We start from the raw sequence: 16,559 nt of genomic DNA, 5'->3' as shown, positions 1-16,559 counted from the left end.
AAACGCTTACATTTTTAAATAAGCCATGTTATACTGAATCTGCAAGTCGTTTTGCAATTATTTCTAAGGGGGAAATAAGCTTGGCGAAAAATGTAGCAATTACAGGATTTGGACGAATTGGCAGAATGTGTTTTAGGAAACTCATGATGGATGGTTTGGTGAACGTAGTCGCAATCAATGCCAGCTATCCAGCAGAAACGATTCAGCACCTCATTAAGTATGATAGTGTGCACGGGAAATTTCAGGGTGAAATAAAGATTCTTTCTGAAAACAAGCTCGAAGTTTGCGGGCAAGAAGTCTTGCTTGTGAATGAACGTGACCCGAGAAACCTTCCGTGGCGCGAACTAGAAGTCGACATTGTCATTGAGGCGACGGGGAAATTCCGTTCCAAAGAAAAAGCAGGGTACCACATTGAAGCAGGTGCGAAGAAAGTAATTATCACGGCACCAGGTGAAAATGAAGATGTCACAATTGTTATGGGTGTGAACGAAGCAGATTATGATCATGAAAAGCACCATGTGATTTCGAACGCATCTTGCACAACGAATTGTTTAGCACCTGTTGCAAGAATTTTGGATGAAAACTTCGGCATTGAAAATGGACTTGTGACGACTGTTCATGCTTATACGAATGATCAGCATAGTCTGGATAATCCACATAAAGACTTGCGGCGCTCAAGAAGTTGTACAACTTCGATTATCCCAACGACAACCGGGGCAGCCAAAGCAATTTCGCTTGTTCTGCCGCAACTCAAAGGTAAGCTAAATGGGACTTCACTGCGCGTACCAACACCGGATGTGTCGCTTGTGGATTTAGTGGTGACTTTAAAAAATGATGTAACAGAATCTGAAATTAATGAGGCCTTTAAATTAGCTGCCCAAACAGAGTACAAAGGCATTCTCGATTATACGGAGGAACCGCTTGTGTCTGTGGACTTTACAACAGATCCACATTCGGCGATTGTTGACGGGCTCAGTACAATGGTGATCGAGAAGCGGCAAGTCAAAGTGCTAGCTTGGTACGACAATGAATGGGGCTATGCTTGCCGAGTGATCGATTTGGCTTATTTAGTTGCAGCTAAGATGGAAGAAGCAGTTCTACAATAGGATAACAGTTTTGTATCCTGAAAAAAGCGGAGGACTTTTATGTCCTCCGCTTTTTAGTATTTAGTTTTCCGGATCGTCATTGACGTATTCAAGAATGTCACCGGGTTGGCACTCTAAGACTTTGCAAATTTGGTTGAGTGTTGAAAAACGAATGGCACTAATTTTGCCCGTTTTCATTTTGGATAAATTGACATTCGCAACTCCGACTTTTTCAGAGAGTTCTTTTAACGATATTTTTCGATCGGCCATGACGCGATCTAATCTTAAAATGATAGCCATTTTTCACCTCATAACGTTTCATCAGATTCGGTTTGTAACTTCACACCGTAGCGAAAGACTTCGGTTAGTAAATAGAAAATGGCAGCAAACAGTATTGTTGAATCAAGACCTAAATTAAATAGGTAACCGGGTAGTAATAGCGTGCTGAGGAGCGAGTAAAGCAGTTGTGGCACAAACGCATATAGAAATAGCAAAATGGAAATTTGCCGTAACTTTCGAACATACTTTTCTTGAAATGGCGAAAATTGAACGGCCAGTTCGTGGAAGATCTGGCTCGCTAGCCAAAGAATAGAGATGATCAGAATGGCTGAACATAGCAAAACGAGGGTAAGAATCCACATTTGAGCAGTTGTGTGGCTAAAGCCATCATCGATTTGATTTTGCAAGGTGATTTGGAAAGAAGTGCCAGTGAATTGTTTTTCTTGAACGGTAGTAGTAAGGGTTTTCGGTTGAAAAATAATAATAAGGAACGTTAGCGTACCGCAAATGATGGCACTGATTTTTAATAAAAGGCTTAAGATCGTTGCAAGTTTTTGATTCTTTTGCTGTTGGCGCATAAGTATTCTCCTTCCTTTTCTATTATTTTAGCAGGAAGTTAATAATAGTCAATATATTTTTAATGTTTATCGTTAATTTTTAAGCGAAAATAAAATTAGCTGGTCTAAGTTTATGAAAAGAAGGGGTATTGCCTAAAAGTTGTCACAAATGAAAAAGAAATTTATGCTACTGTGAATTTATAAAACAATTAAATGAAGTTTTTGTAAATTTTTGGAAGAAAGGGCAAGCCAATGACTGTTCAGTTACAAGGGAAATATATTACCAATAATTCGGATACTTTAGTAGTCATTTTTCAGGGCGTTTTTACAAAAACGAATGAAGCTTATGCAGATAAAGTAGTTCGAGGTGAAATTTCAGAGCAAACTGTTAAAAATTTACATGGATACTACCATTTCATGAAAGTATCCGAGCGAAATCCAACAAGAGATTATTTTTATCTTGAGGATTATTATTCTAGTTTATATGGTTGGTATTTATTCGATCATGGGCGCTTTATTTACGAAGAACTCAGTTCACAACTTTCGCAGTTTATCCAAAAACATCACTATAAACATGTCTATTTAGTAGGAAGTTCAAAAGGCGGTGTGGGAGCAATCATTCTTGCACTTCATTGTCCAGAAGTAGAAAAGGTGTTTGCGATGGTTCCTGATTTGAAGATTTCGACGGATACGTTTGGGGCAAGTGGGCGCAGTCTTTTTTTCAATAATGATCCAGTATTTGAGAAGCAAGTAAAAACGATTTTTGAAAACAAGGCTCTTTTTAATGAACTGGACAAAAGAGATGAAACGCCAGCTTTTTTCTTTTTTACAGGTGTGCGTGATTACGGTTTTAGGGCAATCACAAGTTTTCATCGCAAGCTTCAAGAAGAATATCAGATTGAAAGTCACTTGCTTGTGATGCCGACTCCAGAACCGCATAGTCCACTCATTAAAAATCATCCGAATTTGATGAATCATTTGATTCAAAACTTAGATAAAGAACTGCCATGGGAAGAAGATGAATTTACTTCGGTTTCATCGTTTTCGCATATTGCAACTTATAAAGCAATTGGTATGAAATAAGTTAAGGTACATTAAATTTGGAGAAAAAGGACGGATGCTCTGAAACAGCAAAAACGAGTTTCAAAATGGAAAGAAGTGAGTTAGCCCGATCGGTGAGGCTCACAGTTTTGATGTGAGCACTCATTAAACAGAAATCTTAGGGAAATCCATTTGATATTAAGTGGCTTTTCCCTTTTTATTTCTGTTTTGGGCGAATCAATGGCGTTCAGTAGTTTTATTCTCAAGCTTTTACAGTTTTGCTAGATACTTTTCTGTTTGTCTAATGGAAAGAAAAACTAGCAGAATGACTATCAAAATAAATAAACTGCTACGCACGAAGAAATTCAGCGGAATGAAAAGCAAAAGCAGATAAAGAAAAATCGCAAAAGCACCAAATGAGATCCAGAGTAAGCCTAAATAGCGATGGGCGGCTTCAAAGTGATGATCGCTTTTTAAACTTGCTTTGGTTCGGTAAGCTAAGGCGCTTGCTTTGTTTTGAGGTGTGAAAAAGCGAAAATAAATGCCAAAACCGATTAAAAGAAATGGTAAGAGAAAATCAAACATTAGAGCCACTCCAGTACGTTCTCGATGCTTTTATCCCAAAACTTGAAGTTGTGTTCACCAGGAGCTTCCACGTATTTCGCGTGGATGTTTTCTTTTTTTAAGAAGTCACGGAAAGCAAGGTTGTCTTCATAAAGGAAATCTTCGGTGCCACAAGTTTGATAGAGTTCTGGAAGCAACACACCATTTTTTTTGTTTTCGCGAATGAGATGATACAGGTCGCTTGGCGTTCCGTGTAAGGTAGTCTTGCCGCCGGTAACAGCTTCTACAGAGAAGTTGTCGAATGGGTGATGCAAAATATAATCAATATCCATTACACCTGACATGCTTGCTGCTTTGGCAAAGTGACTAGGACAGGAAAGTGCCATTTTAAATGCGCCGTATCCTCCCATGGAATGACCGGCAACAAAGTTTTTTTCTCGTTCTTGCGCAAGTGGGAAAAGGGTTGGAAGTAAAGGGAGCAATTCTTTAGTGAAATAATCAAAGTAACGATGTCCATAAGCCATGTTGCTGTAAAAGCTATGGTCGAAAGAAGGCATGACAACAGCGATTCCTTTTTCGGATGCATAGCGTTCGATATTGGTGTTTCGAACGTAAGTTGAGTGATTATTCGACAAGCCGTGAAGCAAGTAAAGTGTGGGGTAGGGTGTTTGGTTGCCATGAGCCTGAAACCAGTCGTCACGTTCAGGGAGTATGATGGAAATGGAAGTCGTGGTTGCAAGTGTTTTTGAAAGAAACTGAAAATCAATGATAGCCATAAAAAAACTCCTCCTTAATGAAATTTGTTCTCATTTATCTTTTTGAATAAATGGAAAGTTTCTAGTAAAATAAATATAACAGAAAACCTGAAGGAGGACACTATGAAAAAGGCTTATTTAGGAGTGATTTTCATCGCAGTTCTGTTTCTTACGGCTTGCGGAGCGAATGGGGATGCGACAAAAGAATCGACGGATAAAAAGCAGTCGGATAAGAAAGCAGTTTTGACGATTAAAGATATGGCAGGAAGAACGGTTGAGTTTGAAGAAAAACCGAAGCGAATTGTTGCGCTCACAAATTCGGATATGAATATTTTATATGCGCTTGGAACGACAGTCGTTGGAAGGCAAACTCAGGATGCGAGTGGTGTGGAGGCGGATGCGCTCAAAAAAGCCGCTGAAGTGGGGAACACGCATGATCTTAATTTAGAAAAAATTGCCGCTACAAATCCAGATGCGATTGTGGCGAGTTCAGAGCAAAACCTGAAGGATGTACCGGCGCTTGAGTCGCTTGGCGCGAAGGTGATTTTAACGGGCGCTAATTCGATTTCGGATATCAAGAAGCAAACGAAAATCCTTGGCGAATTAGTCTGGCAACCGAAGAAGGCGGAGAAATTGAACGCCGAAATTACGCAGAATGAAAAAAATGCAGAACAAAAAGCCCCGCAAAATAAGGTACGCTCACTCCTTGTTCTTGGAGCACCGGGTAGTAACTATGCGGCGCTACCGACTTCACTGAGCGGAGATGTGCTTGAAAAAGCGGGCGGAATCAATGTCGCAAAAGACTTTAAGGGAGTTGAAAACTTCCCGCAATACGCGGCGTTAAATGTTGAAAAAATTGTGGCGGCTGATCCAGAAATTATCTTTCTCATGATTCATGGAGGGGACGAAAAGGAGACAGAAGCGGCTTTTAAAAAGGAAATGAAGCAAAATCAAGCGTGGAATTCCACATCAGCAGTGAAAAACGACCATATTGTTGTGCTCCCAGCTGATCTTTTTGGCACGAATCCCGGTCTTCGTATTGATGAGGCGCTTGCGTTAATGACGGATAAACTGAATCAGGTGAGAAAATGAGTAGCAGGAGAGACCCGAGAGCAAGGCGACGACTCTTGTCTTTCATCATCGTTTTAGTTCTCCTTGTCGCCGTATTTTTCTACAGCCTGACGACTGGTTCCGTGAAACTCAGTTACATCGAAGTCTGGCAAAGTTTAACAGGAAACGGGAGTGCGCTTTCGGACCAACTTGTGTTTAACTTGCGGCTACCGCGTATTTTGATTGCTTTTCTCGTCGGAGCTGCACTTGCGATCGCTGGTTGTTTGCTTCAAGGTGTGATGCGAAATCCGCTAGCCGACCCTGGCGTTATTGGTGTTTCGGCAGGTGGCGGTCTAGTTGCCATCATCATGACGATCGTTTTTCCAGCTCTTTCAGGATTTGTTCCCCTTGGGGCTTTTATTGGAGCCTTTGGGACAGCGCTTCTTATTTATCTCGTTGCATGGGATAAAGGCGTTTCACCACTTCGTGTGATTCTATCAGGTGTTGCGATCAATGCGTTTATTTCCGCGATGACTTCTGGTGTGATGGTGCTCTATTCCAATCGGGTTCAAAGCGTTATTTCTTGGATGACAGGGACGTTATCTGGGAAAAGCTGGTACCATTTGGAACTCATTTGGCCATATATGCTTGTCGGCTTTGTACTAAGCGTGTTTGCCATTCGCTCTTCTAATGTGTTGATGCTTGGTGACGATGCTGCGAAATTGCTCGGCTATGGCGTTGAAAAACATCGCTTTTTCATCATTATGTTAGCAGCTTTCTTAAGTGGTGTTGCGGTGAGTGTGGCGGGCTTGATCGGATTTGTTGGCCTTGTTGTGCCGCATATTTTCCGTTTGATCATCGGAAACGATTATCGCTATCTCTTGCCACTATCAGCAATTGGCGGAGCTTTACTCGTCGCGTTTGCAGACACAGCGGCGCGAAGCTGGTTTGGCTCGATTGAGCTTCCAGTAGGGATTTTACTTGCAATGATCGGTGCACCGTTCTTCTTAATTCTTTTACAACGCAGGAGGGTAGCTTCATGAAAATAGAAATGGATCAGTTATCATTCGCAAGAAAAAAAGAGTTTGCGATTCATGAGCTTTCTTTGCAAATCGAAACAGGAAAAATCACCACTTTGATTGGACCGAACGGATCGGGAAAATCGACATTGCTCCGACTGATGATGCGGTTACTTTCGCCGAGTGATGGGCGCGTTTTGCTTGACGGAACGAACCTTCCAGATTTTAGTTCGAAAAAATTAGCACGAGAAATGACGATGCTTTCGCAGGCGCCAGATGGCTTGCTTGATGTCGTCGTGCATGACTTGATCGCTTACGGGCGCTTGCCACATAAAGCATGGCTCGAGCGGTTAACGGCAGAAGATGAATCGGTGATTAACTGGGCGATTGAGGTGTGCAATTTAAAAGCACTTGCTTATAGACCGCTCCATACACTTTCTGGCGGAGAGAAGCAGCGCGCTTGGCTCGCGATGGCACTTGCCCAAAAGACCCCCGTTTTATTATTAGATGAGCCGACCACTTATTTAGACATCTCGCATCAGCTCGAACTGCTGGATTTGCTTGAAAACTTGAACCGCGAATATGGCCTTACGATTGTTCTAGTTCTGCATGATTTAAACCAAGCGGCACAATATAGCGACCGAATCATTGCCTGCTCAGACGGAAAAATCGTTTCAGCAGGAACACCGCGAGAAGTTTTGACAGAACCTTTTTTGGAAAAGGTTTTCCAAATTCGCGCCGCGGTGACCGAACTTGAAGGGAAAGTTTCGATTCGACCAATTTCATCAACGCGTTTCTTATAAAAAACTTTAAATTAGAATTTGATGAAAATACTTCCTATCTCGTGCGAACTTGATTATAATGTAGAAAGATGTTTTTACTCATGATAAGGATTTATGATAAGATAGAAGTTGAGTTTTGAATTTGCTGTTTTTGGAAGCAAGGGGAATTTTGTTTTAGCTTGCAGCCTAACCAGTTAGGAGCGTAAGGAATGAACCAACAAAATAAGATGGCGGGGCGGATTGACTACGGGATTGTACTCACGCTAATGCTACTCTGTATTATCAGCTTAATTTCAATTTACAGTGCACAACTAACCAATGAGCAATATAATGCAAACTTTGTTGTGAAACAAGGAATCTGGTATGTTGTCAGCACGTTTGCAATTATTGTGATGATGCAGCTCGATTATGAAAAATTAACAAAATGGGCTTACTATTTTTACGGCTTTGGCTTGCTTACTTTGATTTTCGTTTTGATGTTTGGTAGGGAAGTGAAAGGCGCGAAAAGTTGGATTATTATTCCGTTTCTTGGAAGCATCCAACCGTCAGAAATCGTAAAAGTGATCATGATTATTGTACTTGCGCGAGTGATTATGAGCCATAACAAGAAACACCAGATTCATACAGTCAAATATGATTTTCTTTTGCTGATCAAGATGGGACTTATCATGTTGCCGCCAATGGCTTTAATCATGCTTCAGCCTGACCTTGGAACGGCACTTGTTTTTATCGCGATTGCTTCAGGGATGATACTCGTATCAGGGATATCCTGGAAAATCATCGTACCGATTTTTGGCTCGATTTTTACGGTTGGAGGTGCCGCCATTTGGATGGTTATTAACCATCAAAGCTGGCTCATCAAATTAGGCTTTAAGCCGTATCAATTTGAGCGGATTACAACGTGGATCAATCCGGAAACAGACCCACAAGGCGGTGGGTATCAAGTCTTACGAGCGATGACGGCGATTGGGTCTGGACAAATATCAGGAAATGGTGCTGGCTATAATGCGATTTCAATTCCAGAGAATCACAATGACTTCATTTTTACGGTCATTGGTGGGGATTATGGCTTTATCGGGGCAAGTATTTTGTTAGCTCTTTATTTCCTTTTGATTTATCAAATTATTCGTGTAGCGCTCGATATTAATGTGCCATTTTATTCGTATATATGTACGGGTGTTGTGATGATGATCATGTTCCACGTTTTGGAGAATGTTGGAATGAATATCGGTTTACTTCCGATTACGGGGATTCCGCTTCCATTTGTAAGTTACGGAGGAAGCGCCTTACTTGGAAATATGATGGCCATTGGATTGATACTTTCGATTCGATTCAATTACCAGAAATCCATGTTCACTACCCGTGAACGAAAGGCAGAATAAAACAAAAACCTCTTCTAAAAGAAGAGGTTTTTGTTTGCGTAAAAAGCCTATGATAGAAACAACAGTTTGTTAGGAGGAGGGGAATATAAAAGTAGAGTATTTTATCAGCAAAGCTGAATTTTATCTACTAGTTTTCTAGAAAAAGTTGAAAACTTTACCAGTTAAAATTCACAAAGTTTTCACATTTTTTTAATTTGGACCATGTTATAATGGATTTTCACAGGGATCAAAAGTAAGTAGTATAGTTTGGGAGCTATACTACTTTTTTTAGGGAAACTTTTTGAACATTTAAGTGGGCAAAGCGAGTTTGATAAGCCTTAAAAAAATGACTCAAAAAGGAGACAAGAATGAAGAAAAATTTTAAAAAAGGGTTGCTCAGTTTGATGGCGGCAAGTTTGGTTTTTTCGTTGATTCCACCTTGCGAAGGGAAAGCTGAATCAGATTCTGCCTCACAAAAAGAGAAAGCAGAGTCGAAAAAACAAACTGAAAAGCCAACGGAAATGGTTAGTGAAAGAACAGAGAATGAAAAGGTTTTTGATAATCACGATGGGAGTTTTACTAAGCAGATTTTTTCGGAACCCATTCATATGGAGGAAGATGGTAAGCTCAAAGAAATAGATCCGGTGTTAGAACAAGAAGAAAAATCGGATGTGATTCAGCCTAAGCAAACGAAATTAGAGATAGAATTTTTAGAAAAAATGGATAATGGGGCTTATCAGAAATTGACAAAGCCTGGTGCGGAAGTTGTTTTTGCTTTAAAGGGAGCTAAACAAGGGGACAAAGAAATTGATGCACAAGATCAGACAGCGAAATTTAAAGAAAATGAAGTGACTTATCAAGAAGTTTTGCCGAAAACGGATTTGCGTCATCTTACTTTTAATCGTTCGGTGAAAGAGGATTTAGTTCTGCAAGAACAAACGGAAGCCGATACGTTTGTTTATCAAATTGAAACGAAGCTTGCGGTTACGAAAGAAGAAAACGGTGATATTGTTTTCCGTGATGCGGCAGGGAAAGTAAAATATACACTACCAAAACCCATTTTGGCAGATTCCAATGTCGATGAAAAAACTGGGGAAGCGGCGACTACGGATCAGTCCTATTTCGAATTGAAAAAATTGACCAAAACCGTTTATCAACTCGAATTAAAAGTGGATATGGACTGGCTTCGTGATGAGAAGCGTGTTTATCCGGTTTATGTGGATCCATCGATTCGTTTGGATGAAATTTATAATGCTAATGTCAATTCGGCGAGACCAAACGAAAACAATATTGGAAGCAAGTTATGGGATTCCGGCCAGAATGCATACACGTTAAAACTGGGGAAATGGGATAATAGCACGGGGAATAATGGGGCGTTCCTTAAAATGGATACGTCCACTTTGCAAAAGGCGACCATTTCGAAAGCTACGCTCAAGATGTATAATATTTGGCACATGTCGCCGACGCTTAAGAATGATATCTGGGTATATGAAACGTCCGCCAACTGGTCCCCGTGGCAAGTAAACTGGAATAATCAACCAAAAGCACTACGGATTGGACAAGTTAGTGTTGGCCGTGGGCAATGGGCGGCTGCAGATGTGACAGGAACGGTTCAAGCTTGGGCAAGTGGAACGCGTCCAAACTATGGCTTTAGACTTGGAACAAATATTGATCAGAATTACTGGAAAAAAATTGTGGCTTCGGAGAATAATACGAATTATCCGTATCTCGAAGTGACTTATTCCTACAATAAACCTGCAAAGCCAACTGTACAGGGCTTTTCGAATGGCGTTGGAACTGGAACAGGGTATTTCGATGTTTCTTGGCCAGCCGTTTCTGGAGCGACAGGTTATGAAGTGATTTTCAACAACGGAAAAGAGGACTTTTTCTTTTCAGCTGGAAAGAACACAAGCTGGACTTCAAAGGGAAAGAAAATTTTCCCTACGCAAGCAGAAATTAATGCAGGCGCTTTTGAATTCCATCAAGATGGTAAAGGGCAAGATTTTATGACGGATCCACGCGCTTTTTATGAAAATGGATTCGAGTATTATGGGTCTTCTTGGTTCCGCAATCAAACGCGTTATACGATCCGCGTGCGGGCACTTTATCCGGGCGGTGAAAGTCCTTATTCGGATGTGACGAGTAATTACTTGCCACTTGAAAAGCAAAAGATTCCAAATGCCAAAGCTTACTCGAATTTAGCGAATAAGAATTCGGGTTATGTGGAACTTAATTGGGATAAAGATCCGCTCGCGGATGGTTATCAAGTTTTGATGTTTAATGGGAAAGTCAATCAAACTTTTGATGTCGGTAATGTCACGAAATGGACAACGCAAGGAAAAGGGATTTGGCCAACAAAAACGGAAATTGAAGCAGGTGAATGGACACTTCATACAGATGGGAAGGGAACTGAGCTTGCAAGAGACCCGTCCCCTGTTTATAAAAACTCTGGTGGCGTGTACCAAGATCGGAAAAATTACTGGTTCCGGATTGTTTCTTATCAAAACGCGGGAAATCACAAGGAAAGTATCAAATCAGAACCCGCTACTCCGCAAATTCCTGAAGTTTTAAATAAACAACTTGGGATGTCAGACTACTGGATGAGTATTCCAGTGCGTGGCGGGGAAGTTAATGCGACGAATGGGAATTTTTTATTCCATGAAACAGATTTTAATATTGAAGGTCGTGGTCCAAGTATTAATATCGACCGAACATTCAACAGTCAAGATGAGCAAATTGGCTTGTTTGGGTATGGTTGGACAAGTACGCTTGAGGAAAAACTGATTGAGGAACCAAATGGTGATGTTCTTTGGGTGGAATCCGACAAGAAGTCGCACCGCTTTAAGAAGAAAGATGGCAAGTATGTGGCGCCGGCTGGGATTTATTCGGAGCTTTCAAAGACGGCGGAAGGCTATCTTAAGGTTGAAGAGGATAAATCAGAAACACGGTTCTTGGCTGATGGAAGGTTATCTTCTGAAAAGGATACGAGCGGGAACGTGCTTAGCTATCTATATTCGAGCGGTTTGCTTACGGGCGTGAAGGATGCTTCTGGGCGGGCGGTGAATTTTACGTATCAGGACGGTCTCATTTCGAAAATGACTGGGCCAGAGGGGCGGACGATCACTTACAGCTATAATGACAAGCAGGAGCTCATGAGTTCTTCGACAGCACGTGGGAAGTTGTATCGTTATGGCTATACGGATGGCAATTTGACGACAATTTATGATCCAAAACATACGGAAGAAAAACCGTATCAGACGACGTTTGATTATGAAGATAAAAAGCTTGTTGGGATTACTGATCCGGTTGGCAAGAAAACGGGGATTGTGTATGATGAGGCAGCACAAACGGCAACTTTAACGAATGAGAAGAAGAAAAAGACGGTTTATGAATACAATGATGCTGGAAACCCGAGGAAGGAAATTGTCGATGCGGATGGCTTGAAGCTTACGACAAGTTATACGTATGAGTCGAACAATTTGATTAAGGAAGTGAGTCCGAAAGGGCAAACGGAAACGTATAAGTATGATGCAGATGGAAACATTATTGAAACAACGGATCCTTATGGAACGGAGAAGTTCACTTACAATAAGAACAATGATGTGACTTCTGAAACGGATACGGAAGGACGGAAAACAACGGTTGCTTATGACGGAGCCGATGCGGTTTCGGAAACACTACAAACGGAAGCAAACCGTTCATCTGTGACACAATATGATGCTTATGGAAATGCAGTTCGGGGGAGTGGCGAACTTGCCGCGGCTCATAATCTTGTGAAAAATAGTGGCTTTGAAGAGGGCATTACGAACTGGGCGAAAACGGAATTTAATGGCAAGGGCACGATCAGTCACGACGCGTCGCAAAGTGCCCCTGGTGCGCTCGGCGGAAGTGGGGCACTCAAGATTGTCAGTGAGGTATCAAATACGGATCGTGGTTATACGTCTGCAATTCAGTGGGTGGATGTAGAGCCGGAAACAACATATACGTTTAGTGCTTGGACGAAGGCGGAGAATATGACGAAATCAGATGGTATGCTGATTGCTCGCAAAAAAGATGCGAGTGGAAAAGATATCACTGATGCTAGCGTTTGGGTGTCCAATAGGCCAACTTCAATCAAAAGTAACAGTGGTTGGGTGAAACGTCAATTTACATTCAAAACTTCGAAGGCGACACGACAAGTAGTGCTTTATCTTCAAAATGAACAAGCTGCTACTGGAAAAGGTCGAGGAACGGTTTGGTATGACAAAGTTCAATTTGAAAAGGGTAGCTCATCTTCAAGTTTTAACCCAGCTTTAAACGGAAGCTTTGAAGAGCATACGAATCAAACAGCGGCTGGTTGGACGCGAACTGGAAATGCTTCGCAAGTTGCGCTAAGCATTGTTGATATAGAATCTTCAAGTGGTGATAGTGCGGTTCAAATGGAGCGAAAAGCGACAACGGATGCGCCAGCTTACTTAGGACAATTTGTGAAACTAAATCAAAAAGTAGCGAAACCGATCACGATTACGGGGATGTCCAAATCAGAAAATGTGAAAGCAAATGGCTCAACAAGCAACATGGTGAAAGATTATTCGGTCTGGGGCGACGTGATGTACCAAGATGGTACGAAAGAATACGTGCAGGCGCCTCTTCCACTTGGAACGAATGATTGGAACCGTAGTGCGGTAGTTGTGAGGCCGGCGAAGCCAATTAAGGAAATTAAGCTTAATGTGATGTTTCGTGGGGCTTTAACAGGAAAAGCTTGGTTTGATGATTTCCGAATCGCTGAAGGTGAGGTTCTAACGCGTGATGAGTATGACGCGGATGGGAATTATGTGACGGCGAGCTTCGATGAGGAAGGTCGGAAAATCAGTTTTTCGTATGACGCTTATGGAAATAAACAATCAGAAGTGGATGAAAAAGGCCACACAAAACGGTTCGAGTATGATGCGGACAATGCGCTAACGAAAACAACGCTGGCGAATGGCACCGCAGTTTCCTATAAATATGACGACAACGGAAACACGACGGAGAAGTTTGTTACGGCAGATGGTGTGACACAGGAAAACAAGTTTGTGTACGATGTCGATAATAAGAACACGGAATTTGTTGACGCGCTTGGCCGAAAGATTGTTTATGACTATGATGCGGCTGGAAATGAAACAAAAGCCACGATGCCAAATGGCCGTGTGACGGAAAGTACGTATGATTCGGCGGACCGTGTGAATGGTGTGAAATGGAACGGAGAAAATGCGTTCCGCTTCCAGTATGATCCGAATGGCAATCAAACGAAGGTAACGGATGATGTCAATGGACTCGTGACGGACAAGGTATATGATGATGCGGACCGGATCATGGATGTGAAGGAGCACGGTGGTTCTGTCAGCTATGCGTATAAGGATAAACCAACAGCAAGCAACAAAGGCAAGACAGACAAAGTGGAATCCGTTTCGATCAGTCATGGTGCTTTCACGGCAAAAACAATGTATGCGTATAATGATTTAGACCAAAATACGCGAGTGAATGATGGGAGCAAGAATGCTTATTTCGAGTTTGACGAATTTGGGAACATCGGCGTGTATACAGCTGGGAATGAAACGGCTGCGAATTATAGTTATGATAGCACGCAGAAAGTGACCAATGTTTCGATCGGGACTAAGGAAGGCGAAGCAATTCTCGATGAAAGTTATACGTATGACGCGGCGAGTAATCGCAGGAGTATTGATAACAAGAAGTCTGGAAAGACGCTTTATGAATATGATGCGGTGAATCAACTCACAAAGGAAACTTTGCCTGATGGGACGGTGAAAAGCTATGCGTATGATGGTTTTGGGAACCGTACGCAAGTTTCGATCAGCGGAAGCGAGACAAAGACGATTGCAGCATCGTATAATAAAGGTAACCAGCTCGTTTCTTGGAATGGAGAAACACTGACGTACGACGAAAATGGCAACCGTGTGAGCGACGGCAAATTTGTCTATGCGTGGGATACGGGTGATCGCTTGGCGTCTGTGACGAAAAAGGGCGAGAGTAAGCCTTTTGCGACGTATACGTATGATGATGACAACAGACGACTATCGAAAACGGTGGACGGCGTTGTCACGAACTATCACTATGATGGCGATAGTATTGATGTCTTGTATGAGACGGATGCAAGCGGGAAAGTGACACGGCAATATGTGTATTCGGATAATAACGTTCGTCTCGCGATGAAGATGAATGGGAAGACGCTGACGTATCACTATAATGCGCATGGGGACGTTGTGGCGCTTACGGATGAAGCTGGGAAAGTGGTAGCTAAGTATGCGTATGATGCTTGGGGAAATGTGCTTTCGAATAAAGCCGAAACGACGGAAGCAAAAGCGAATCCTTATGGCTATGCCGGATATACGTATGATGCGGAGCTAGGTCAGTATTATTTGATGGCTCGTTATTATGAGCCGAAACAAGGTGTGTTTACGGCGTACGACCCGGATCCAGGCGACGAAGATGACCCGCAGACGATGAATGGGTATAATTATGCGAACAATAATCCAGTGATGTTTGTGGATCCGGATGGACATTGGATTTGGTTAGCAATTAATGCAGGATTTGCTGCATATGATGGATATAAGGCATATAAAAAAAGCAAAAGCTGGAAAAAAGCTGGTTGGGCAGCTATTAAAGGTGCTATCGGTGGTGGAAAGTTAAAAGCAGCCAAAAAAGCTTTGAGAACAGTAAAAGTTATTGGTAAAAGAAAATTTCGGCGGAAATTTAAGCAGACTAAAATTCCATTACGCGCGAGAAGGTTTATTCGATATTATGAAGGAAAAGGGCGTAAACCTAAAGGCTATTCTAGTGGGAAATTTAGCAACAAAGAAAAGAAGCTGCCAACTAAAAGAAATTACACTGAATTTGATATATATAGGAAAAATGGCAGAAAGAATAAGGCAAGAGGAAATAGAGGACGGCAAAGGCTTGTAAGATCAAATAATGGTAAATGGTATTATACCAATAATCATTACGGAACTTTTAGAAAAGTAAGGAGATGGTAAAAGTGGAAATTTTGGGAGAAGAGGCTGAAGAGACTTTATGGAGGAAGATAAGCGAAATTTATGGCTTTAAAAACTACAACTACAAAAAGATTAAACCTAAGAATTTAATCTATATTACAAAACCAATAAATGGCAACTTAATGCTGTTTTCATATAATAAGGATGATGAAGTATCAAAATTATATATAGAGTCGGGGGAAAAATTGAAAAAAGCTTTTGAAAGATGCTTTACTAATGGTATCTATATACTGAATTGGCAACATGAGTGCTATGAAGTAGATTCTTATAAGAGCTTTCCTATTAAAGATGAAGACGGGGCATGGAATCCTAATTTTCTACCTGAAGGAGATACTGTATTCTTTTTGTCAAAAGATTTATTATCTGGATGGATAGCGGATTTTAATAATAGTTCTATTATTTTAGTTGGGGAAAAATTTATTGAAACGATTAAGGATTTAGACTTTAAGTTCCTTAGTTTTGACAGATAGCTATACCTCTTATAACTATAAATTGGGCTAAAGAAATATTTTAATTGGGATGTTTCGGGATATTTGGAATAATAGAGGAAAGAAAGTCGAAAAAAGGCTGGTTGGGTTACCGCAGTTGAGAAAGCTAGATAGAAAAGAAAGGAAAAATAATTTTGAAATTAACTATTGAGATTAAAAGTGTACTCATGCGATATGAAACCTATTATCGAATTTTTATTAATGGAGAGTTAATGGATACATCTAATACCAAAAAAGCACTAGAAGAAGCAGGTACTTCATATTTGCGTAGAAAATGTGTATTACCTCTTAAATTTATTGAAGACGATGAATTTTTTTTCCAATTTGAAGATGCAGCGGAAGTTGAAGATCAAGATGACTTTGATATTATGTCGGAGCCTTTCTATTCTTTAAAAAAAGATGTGCTTATCAGAGCGATCAATAAAGGGCAGATCAAAATATTGGAATTAGACGATTCGAAAGATATTGTATAACCATCGACCTAGAATGATTTTAGTTGTAAAGAATATTAAATAAAAGAGTTGCTTAGCAACTCTTTTATTTAAAG

The 16,559-nt window shown here is 41.1% G+C and carries 13 protein-coding genes; 9 read left to right on the top strand and 4 right to left on the bottom strand.

Translation table 11 applies throughout. The features are described from left to right. Positions 1–80: 80 nt before the first annotated feature. Complete coding sequence (locus tag HB912_RS06120) at positions 81–1,106, top strand: glyceraldehyde-3-phosphate dehydrogenase (RefSeq protein WP_185372995.1); 1,026 nt, start codon at positions 81–83, stop codon at positions 1,104–1,106. A gap of 60 nt (positions 1,107–1,166) precedes the next feature. Here HB912_RS06120 and HB912_RS06115 read toward each other — a convergent pair whose 3' ends face one another. Together HB912_RS06115 and HB912_RS06110 are read right to left on the bottom strand one after the other, a co-directional pair. Next, positions 1,167–1,385, bottom strand: coding sequence for a helix-turn-helix domain-containing protein (locus tag HB912_RS06115; protein ID WP_036070856.1), 219 nt, complete (start codon positions 1,383–1,385; stop codon positions 1,167–1,169). An 8-nt stretch (positions 1,386–1,393) separates the two neighbouring features. Then, positions 1,394–1,942, bottom strand: a complete 549-nt coding sequence (locus tag HB912_RS06110; RefSeq protein WP_185372993.1) for a DUF2975 domain-containing protein — start codon at positions 1,940–1,942, stop codon at positions 1,394–1,396. A gap of 231 nt (positions 1,943–2,173) precedes the next feature. On the opposite strand from HB912_RS06110, the gene HB912_RS06105 reads away from it, so the two are divergent. Further along, positions 2,174–3,004, top strand: a complete 831-nt coding sequence (locus tag HB912_RS06105; RefSeq protein ID WP_185372991.1) for an alpha/beta hydrolase-fold protein — start codon at positions 2,174–2,176, stop codon at positions 3,002–3,004. Positions 3,005–3,232: 228 nt separating this feature from the next. On the opposite strand, the gene HB912_RS06100 is transcribed toward HB912_RS06105, so the two are convergent. After that, positions 3,233–3,547 carry an SdpI family protein gene (locus HB912_RS06100; RefSeq protein ID WP_185372989.1) on the bottom strand — a complete coding sequence of 105 codons (315 nt, stop codon included), beginning with the start codon at positions 3,545–3,547 and terminating at the stop codon, positions 3,233–3,235. After that, complete coding sequence (locus tag HB912_RS06095; protein WP_185372987.1) at positions 3,547–4,302, bottom strand: alpha/beta hydrolase; 756 nt, start codon at positions 4,300–4,302, stop codon at positions 3,547–3,549. The genes HB912_RS06100 and HB912_RS06095 overlap by 1 nt, the downstream gene beginning before the upstream one ends. Before the next feature lie 102 nt (positions 4,303–4,404). On the opposite strand from HB912_RS06095, the gene HB912_RS06090 reads away from it, so the two are divergent. The 7 genes from HB912_RS06090 (at position 4,405) to HB912_RS06060 (ending at position 16,485) form a co-directional block, all read left to right on the top strand. Then, a complete protein-coding gene (locus HB912_RS06090; RefSeq protein ID WP_185372985.1) occupies positions 4,405–5,373 on the top strand; it encodes an ABC transporter substrate-binding protein in 969 nt (322 codons plus the stop codon). Then, positions 5,370–6,374 carry a FecCD family ABC transporter permease gene (locus HB912_RS06085; protein WP_185372983.1) on the top strand — a complete coding sequence of 335 codons (1,005 nt, stop codon included), beginning with the start codon at positions 5,370–5,372 and terminating at the stop codon, positions 6,372–6,374. The genes HB912_RS06090 and HB912_RS06085 overlap by 4 nt, the downstream gene beginning before the upstream one ends. Then, positions 6,371–7,153: an ABC transporter ATP-binding protein gene (locus HB912_RS06080; RefSeq protein ID WP_036070850.1), complete on the top strand. Its 783-nt coding sequence runs from the start codon at positions 6,371–6,373 to the stop codon at positions 7,151–7,153. The genes HB912_RS06085 and HB912_RS06080 overlap by 4 nt, the downstream gene beginning before the upstream one ends. A gap of 188 nt (positions 7,154–7,341) precedes the next feature. Beyond that, positions 7,342–8,514 (top strand): rod shape-determining protein RodA, encoded by a 1,173-nt coding sequence (gene rodA, locus HB912_RS06075; RefSeq protein WP_036070847.1) that lies wholly within the window; start codon positions 7,342–7,344, stop codon positions 8,512–8,514. Positions 8,515–8,861: 347 nt separating this feature from the next. Further along, a complete protein-coding gene (locus HB912_RS06070) occupies positions 8,862–15,506 on the top strand; it encodes a DNRLRE domain-containing protein (protein WP_185372981.1) in 6,645 nt (2,214 codons plus the stop codon). A 2-nt stretch (positions 15,507–15,508) separates the two neighbouring features. Beyond that, positions 15,509–15,994: a DUF2716 domain-containing protein gene (locus HB912_RS06065; protein ID WP_185372979.1), complete on the top strand. Its 486-nt coding sequence runs from the start codon at positions 15,509–15,511 to the stop codon at positions 15,992–15,994. Positions 15,995–16,146: 152 nt separating this feature from the next. Further along, entirely contained in the window at positions 16,147–16,485 is a 339-nt protein-coding gene (locus HB912_RS06060) for a hypothetical protein (protein ID WP_185372977.1), read from the top strand. The last annotated feature ends 74 nt before the right edge of the window (positions 16,486–16,559 follow it).

The sequence above is a fragment of the Listeria aquatica genome (assembly GCF_014223975.1).
GTDB classification, from domain to species: Bacteria; Bacillota; Bacilli; order Lactobacillales; family Listeriaceae; genus Listeria; species Listeria aquatica.
Note: the sequence above shows the minus strand (reverse complement) of the source record. Positions and strands in the feature narration are given on the sequence as shown.

Excerpts from the sequence above, each read along its gene's own strand:
- HB912_RS06115 (WP_036070856.1), bottom strand. The coding sequence starts at position 1,385 with ATGGCTATCATTTTAAGATTAGATCGCGTCATGGCCGATCGAAAAATA.
- HB912_RS06110 (WP_185372993.1), bottom strand. The coding sequence starts at position 1,942 with ATGCGCCAACAGCAAAAGAATCAAAAACTTGCAACGATCTTAAGCCTT.
- HB912_RS06105 (WP_185372991.1), top strand. The coding sequence starts at position 2,174 with ATGACTGTTCAGTTACAAGGGAAATATATTACCAATAATTCGGATACT.
- HB912_RS06100 (WP_185372989.1), bottom strand. The coding sequence starts at position 3,547 with ATGTTTGATTTTCTCTTACCATTTCTTTTAATCGGTTTTGGCATTTAT.
- HB912_RS06095 (WP_185372987.1), bottom strand. The coding sequence starts at position 4,302 with ATGGCTATCATTGATTTTCAGTTTCTTTCAAAAACACTTGCAACCACG.
- HB912_RS06090 (WP_185372985.1), top strand. The coding sequence starts at position 4,405 with ATGAAAAAGGCTTATTTAGGAGTGATTTTCATCGCAGTTCTGTTTCTT.
- HB912_RS06085 (WP_185372983.1), top strand. The coding sequence starts at position 5,370 with ATGAGTAGCAGGAGAGACCCGAGAGCAAGGCGACGACTCTTGTCTTTC.
- HB912_RS06080 (WP_036070850.1), top strand. The coding sequence starts at position 6,371 with ATGAAAATAGAAATGGATCAGTTATCATTCGCAAGAAAAAAAGAGTTT.
- rodA (WP_036070847.1), top strand. The coding sequence starts at position 7,342 with ATGAACCAACAAAATAAGATGGCGGGGCGGATTGACTACGGGATTGTA.
- HB912_RS06070 (WP_185372981.1), top strand. The coding sequence starts at position 8,862 with ATGAAGAAAAATTTTAAAAAAGGGTTGCTCAGTTTGATGGCGGCAAGT.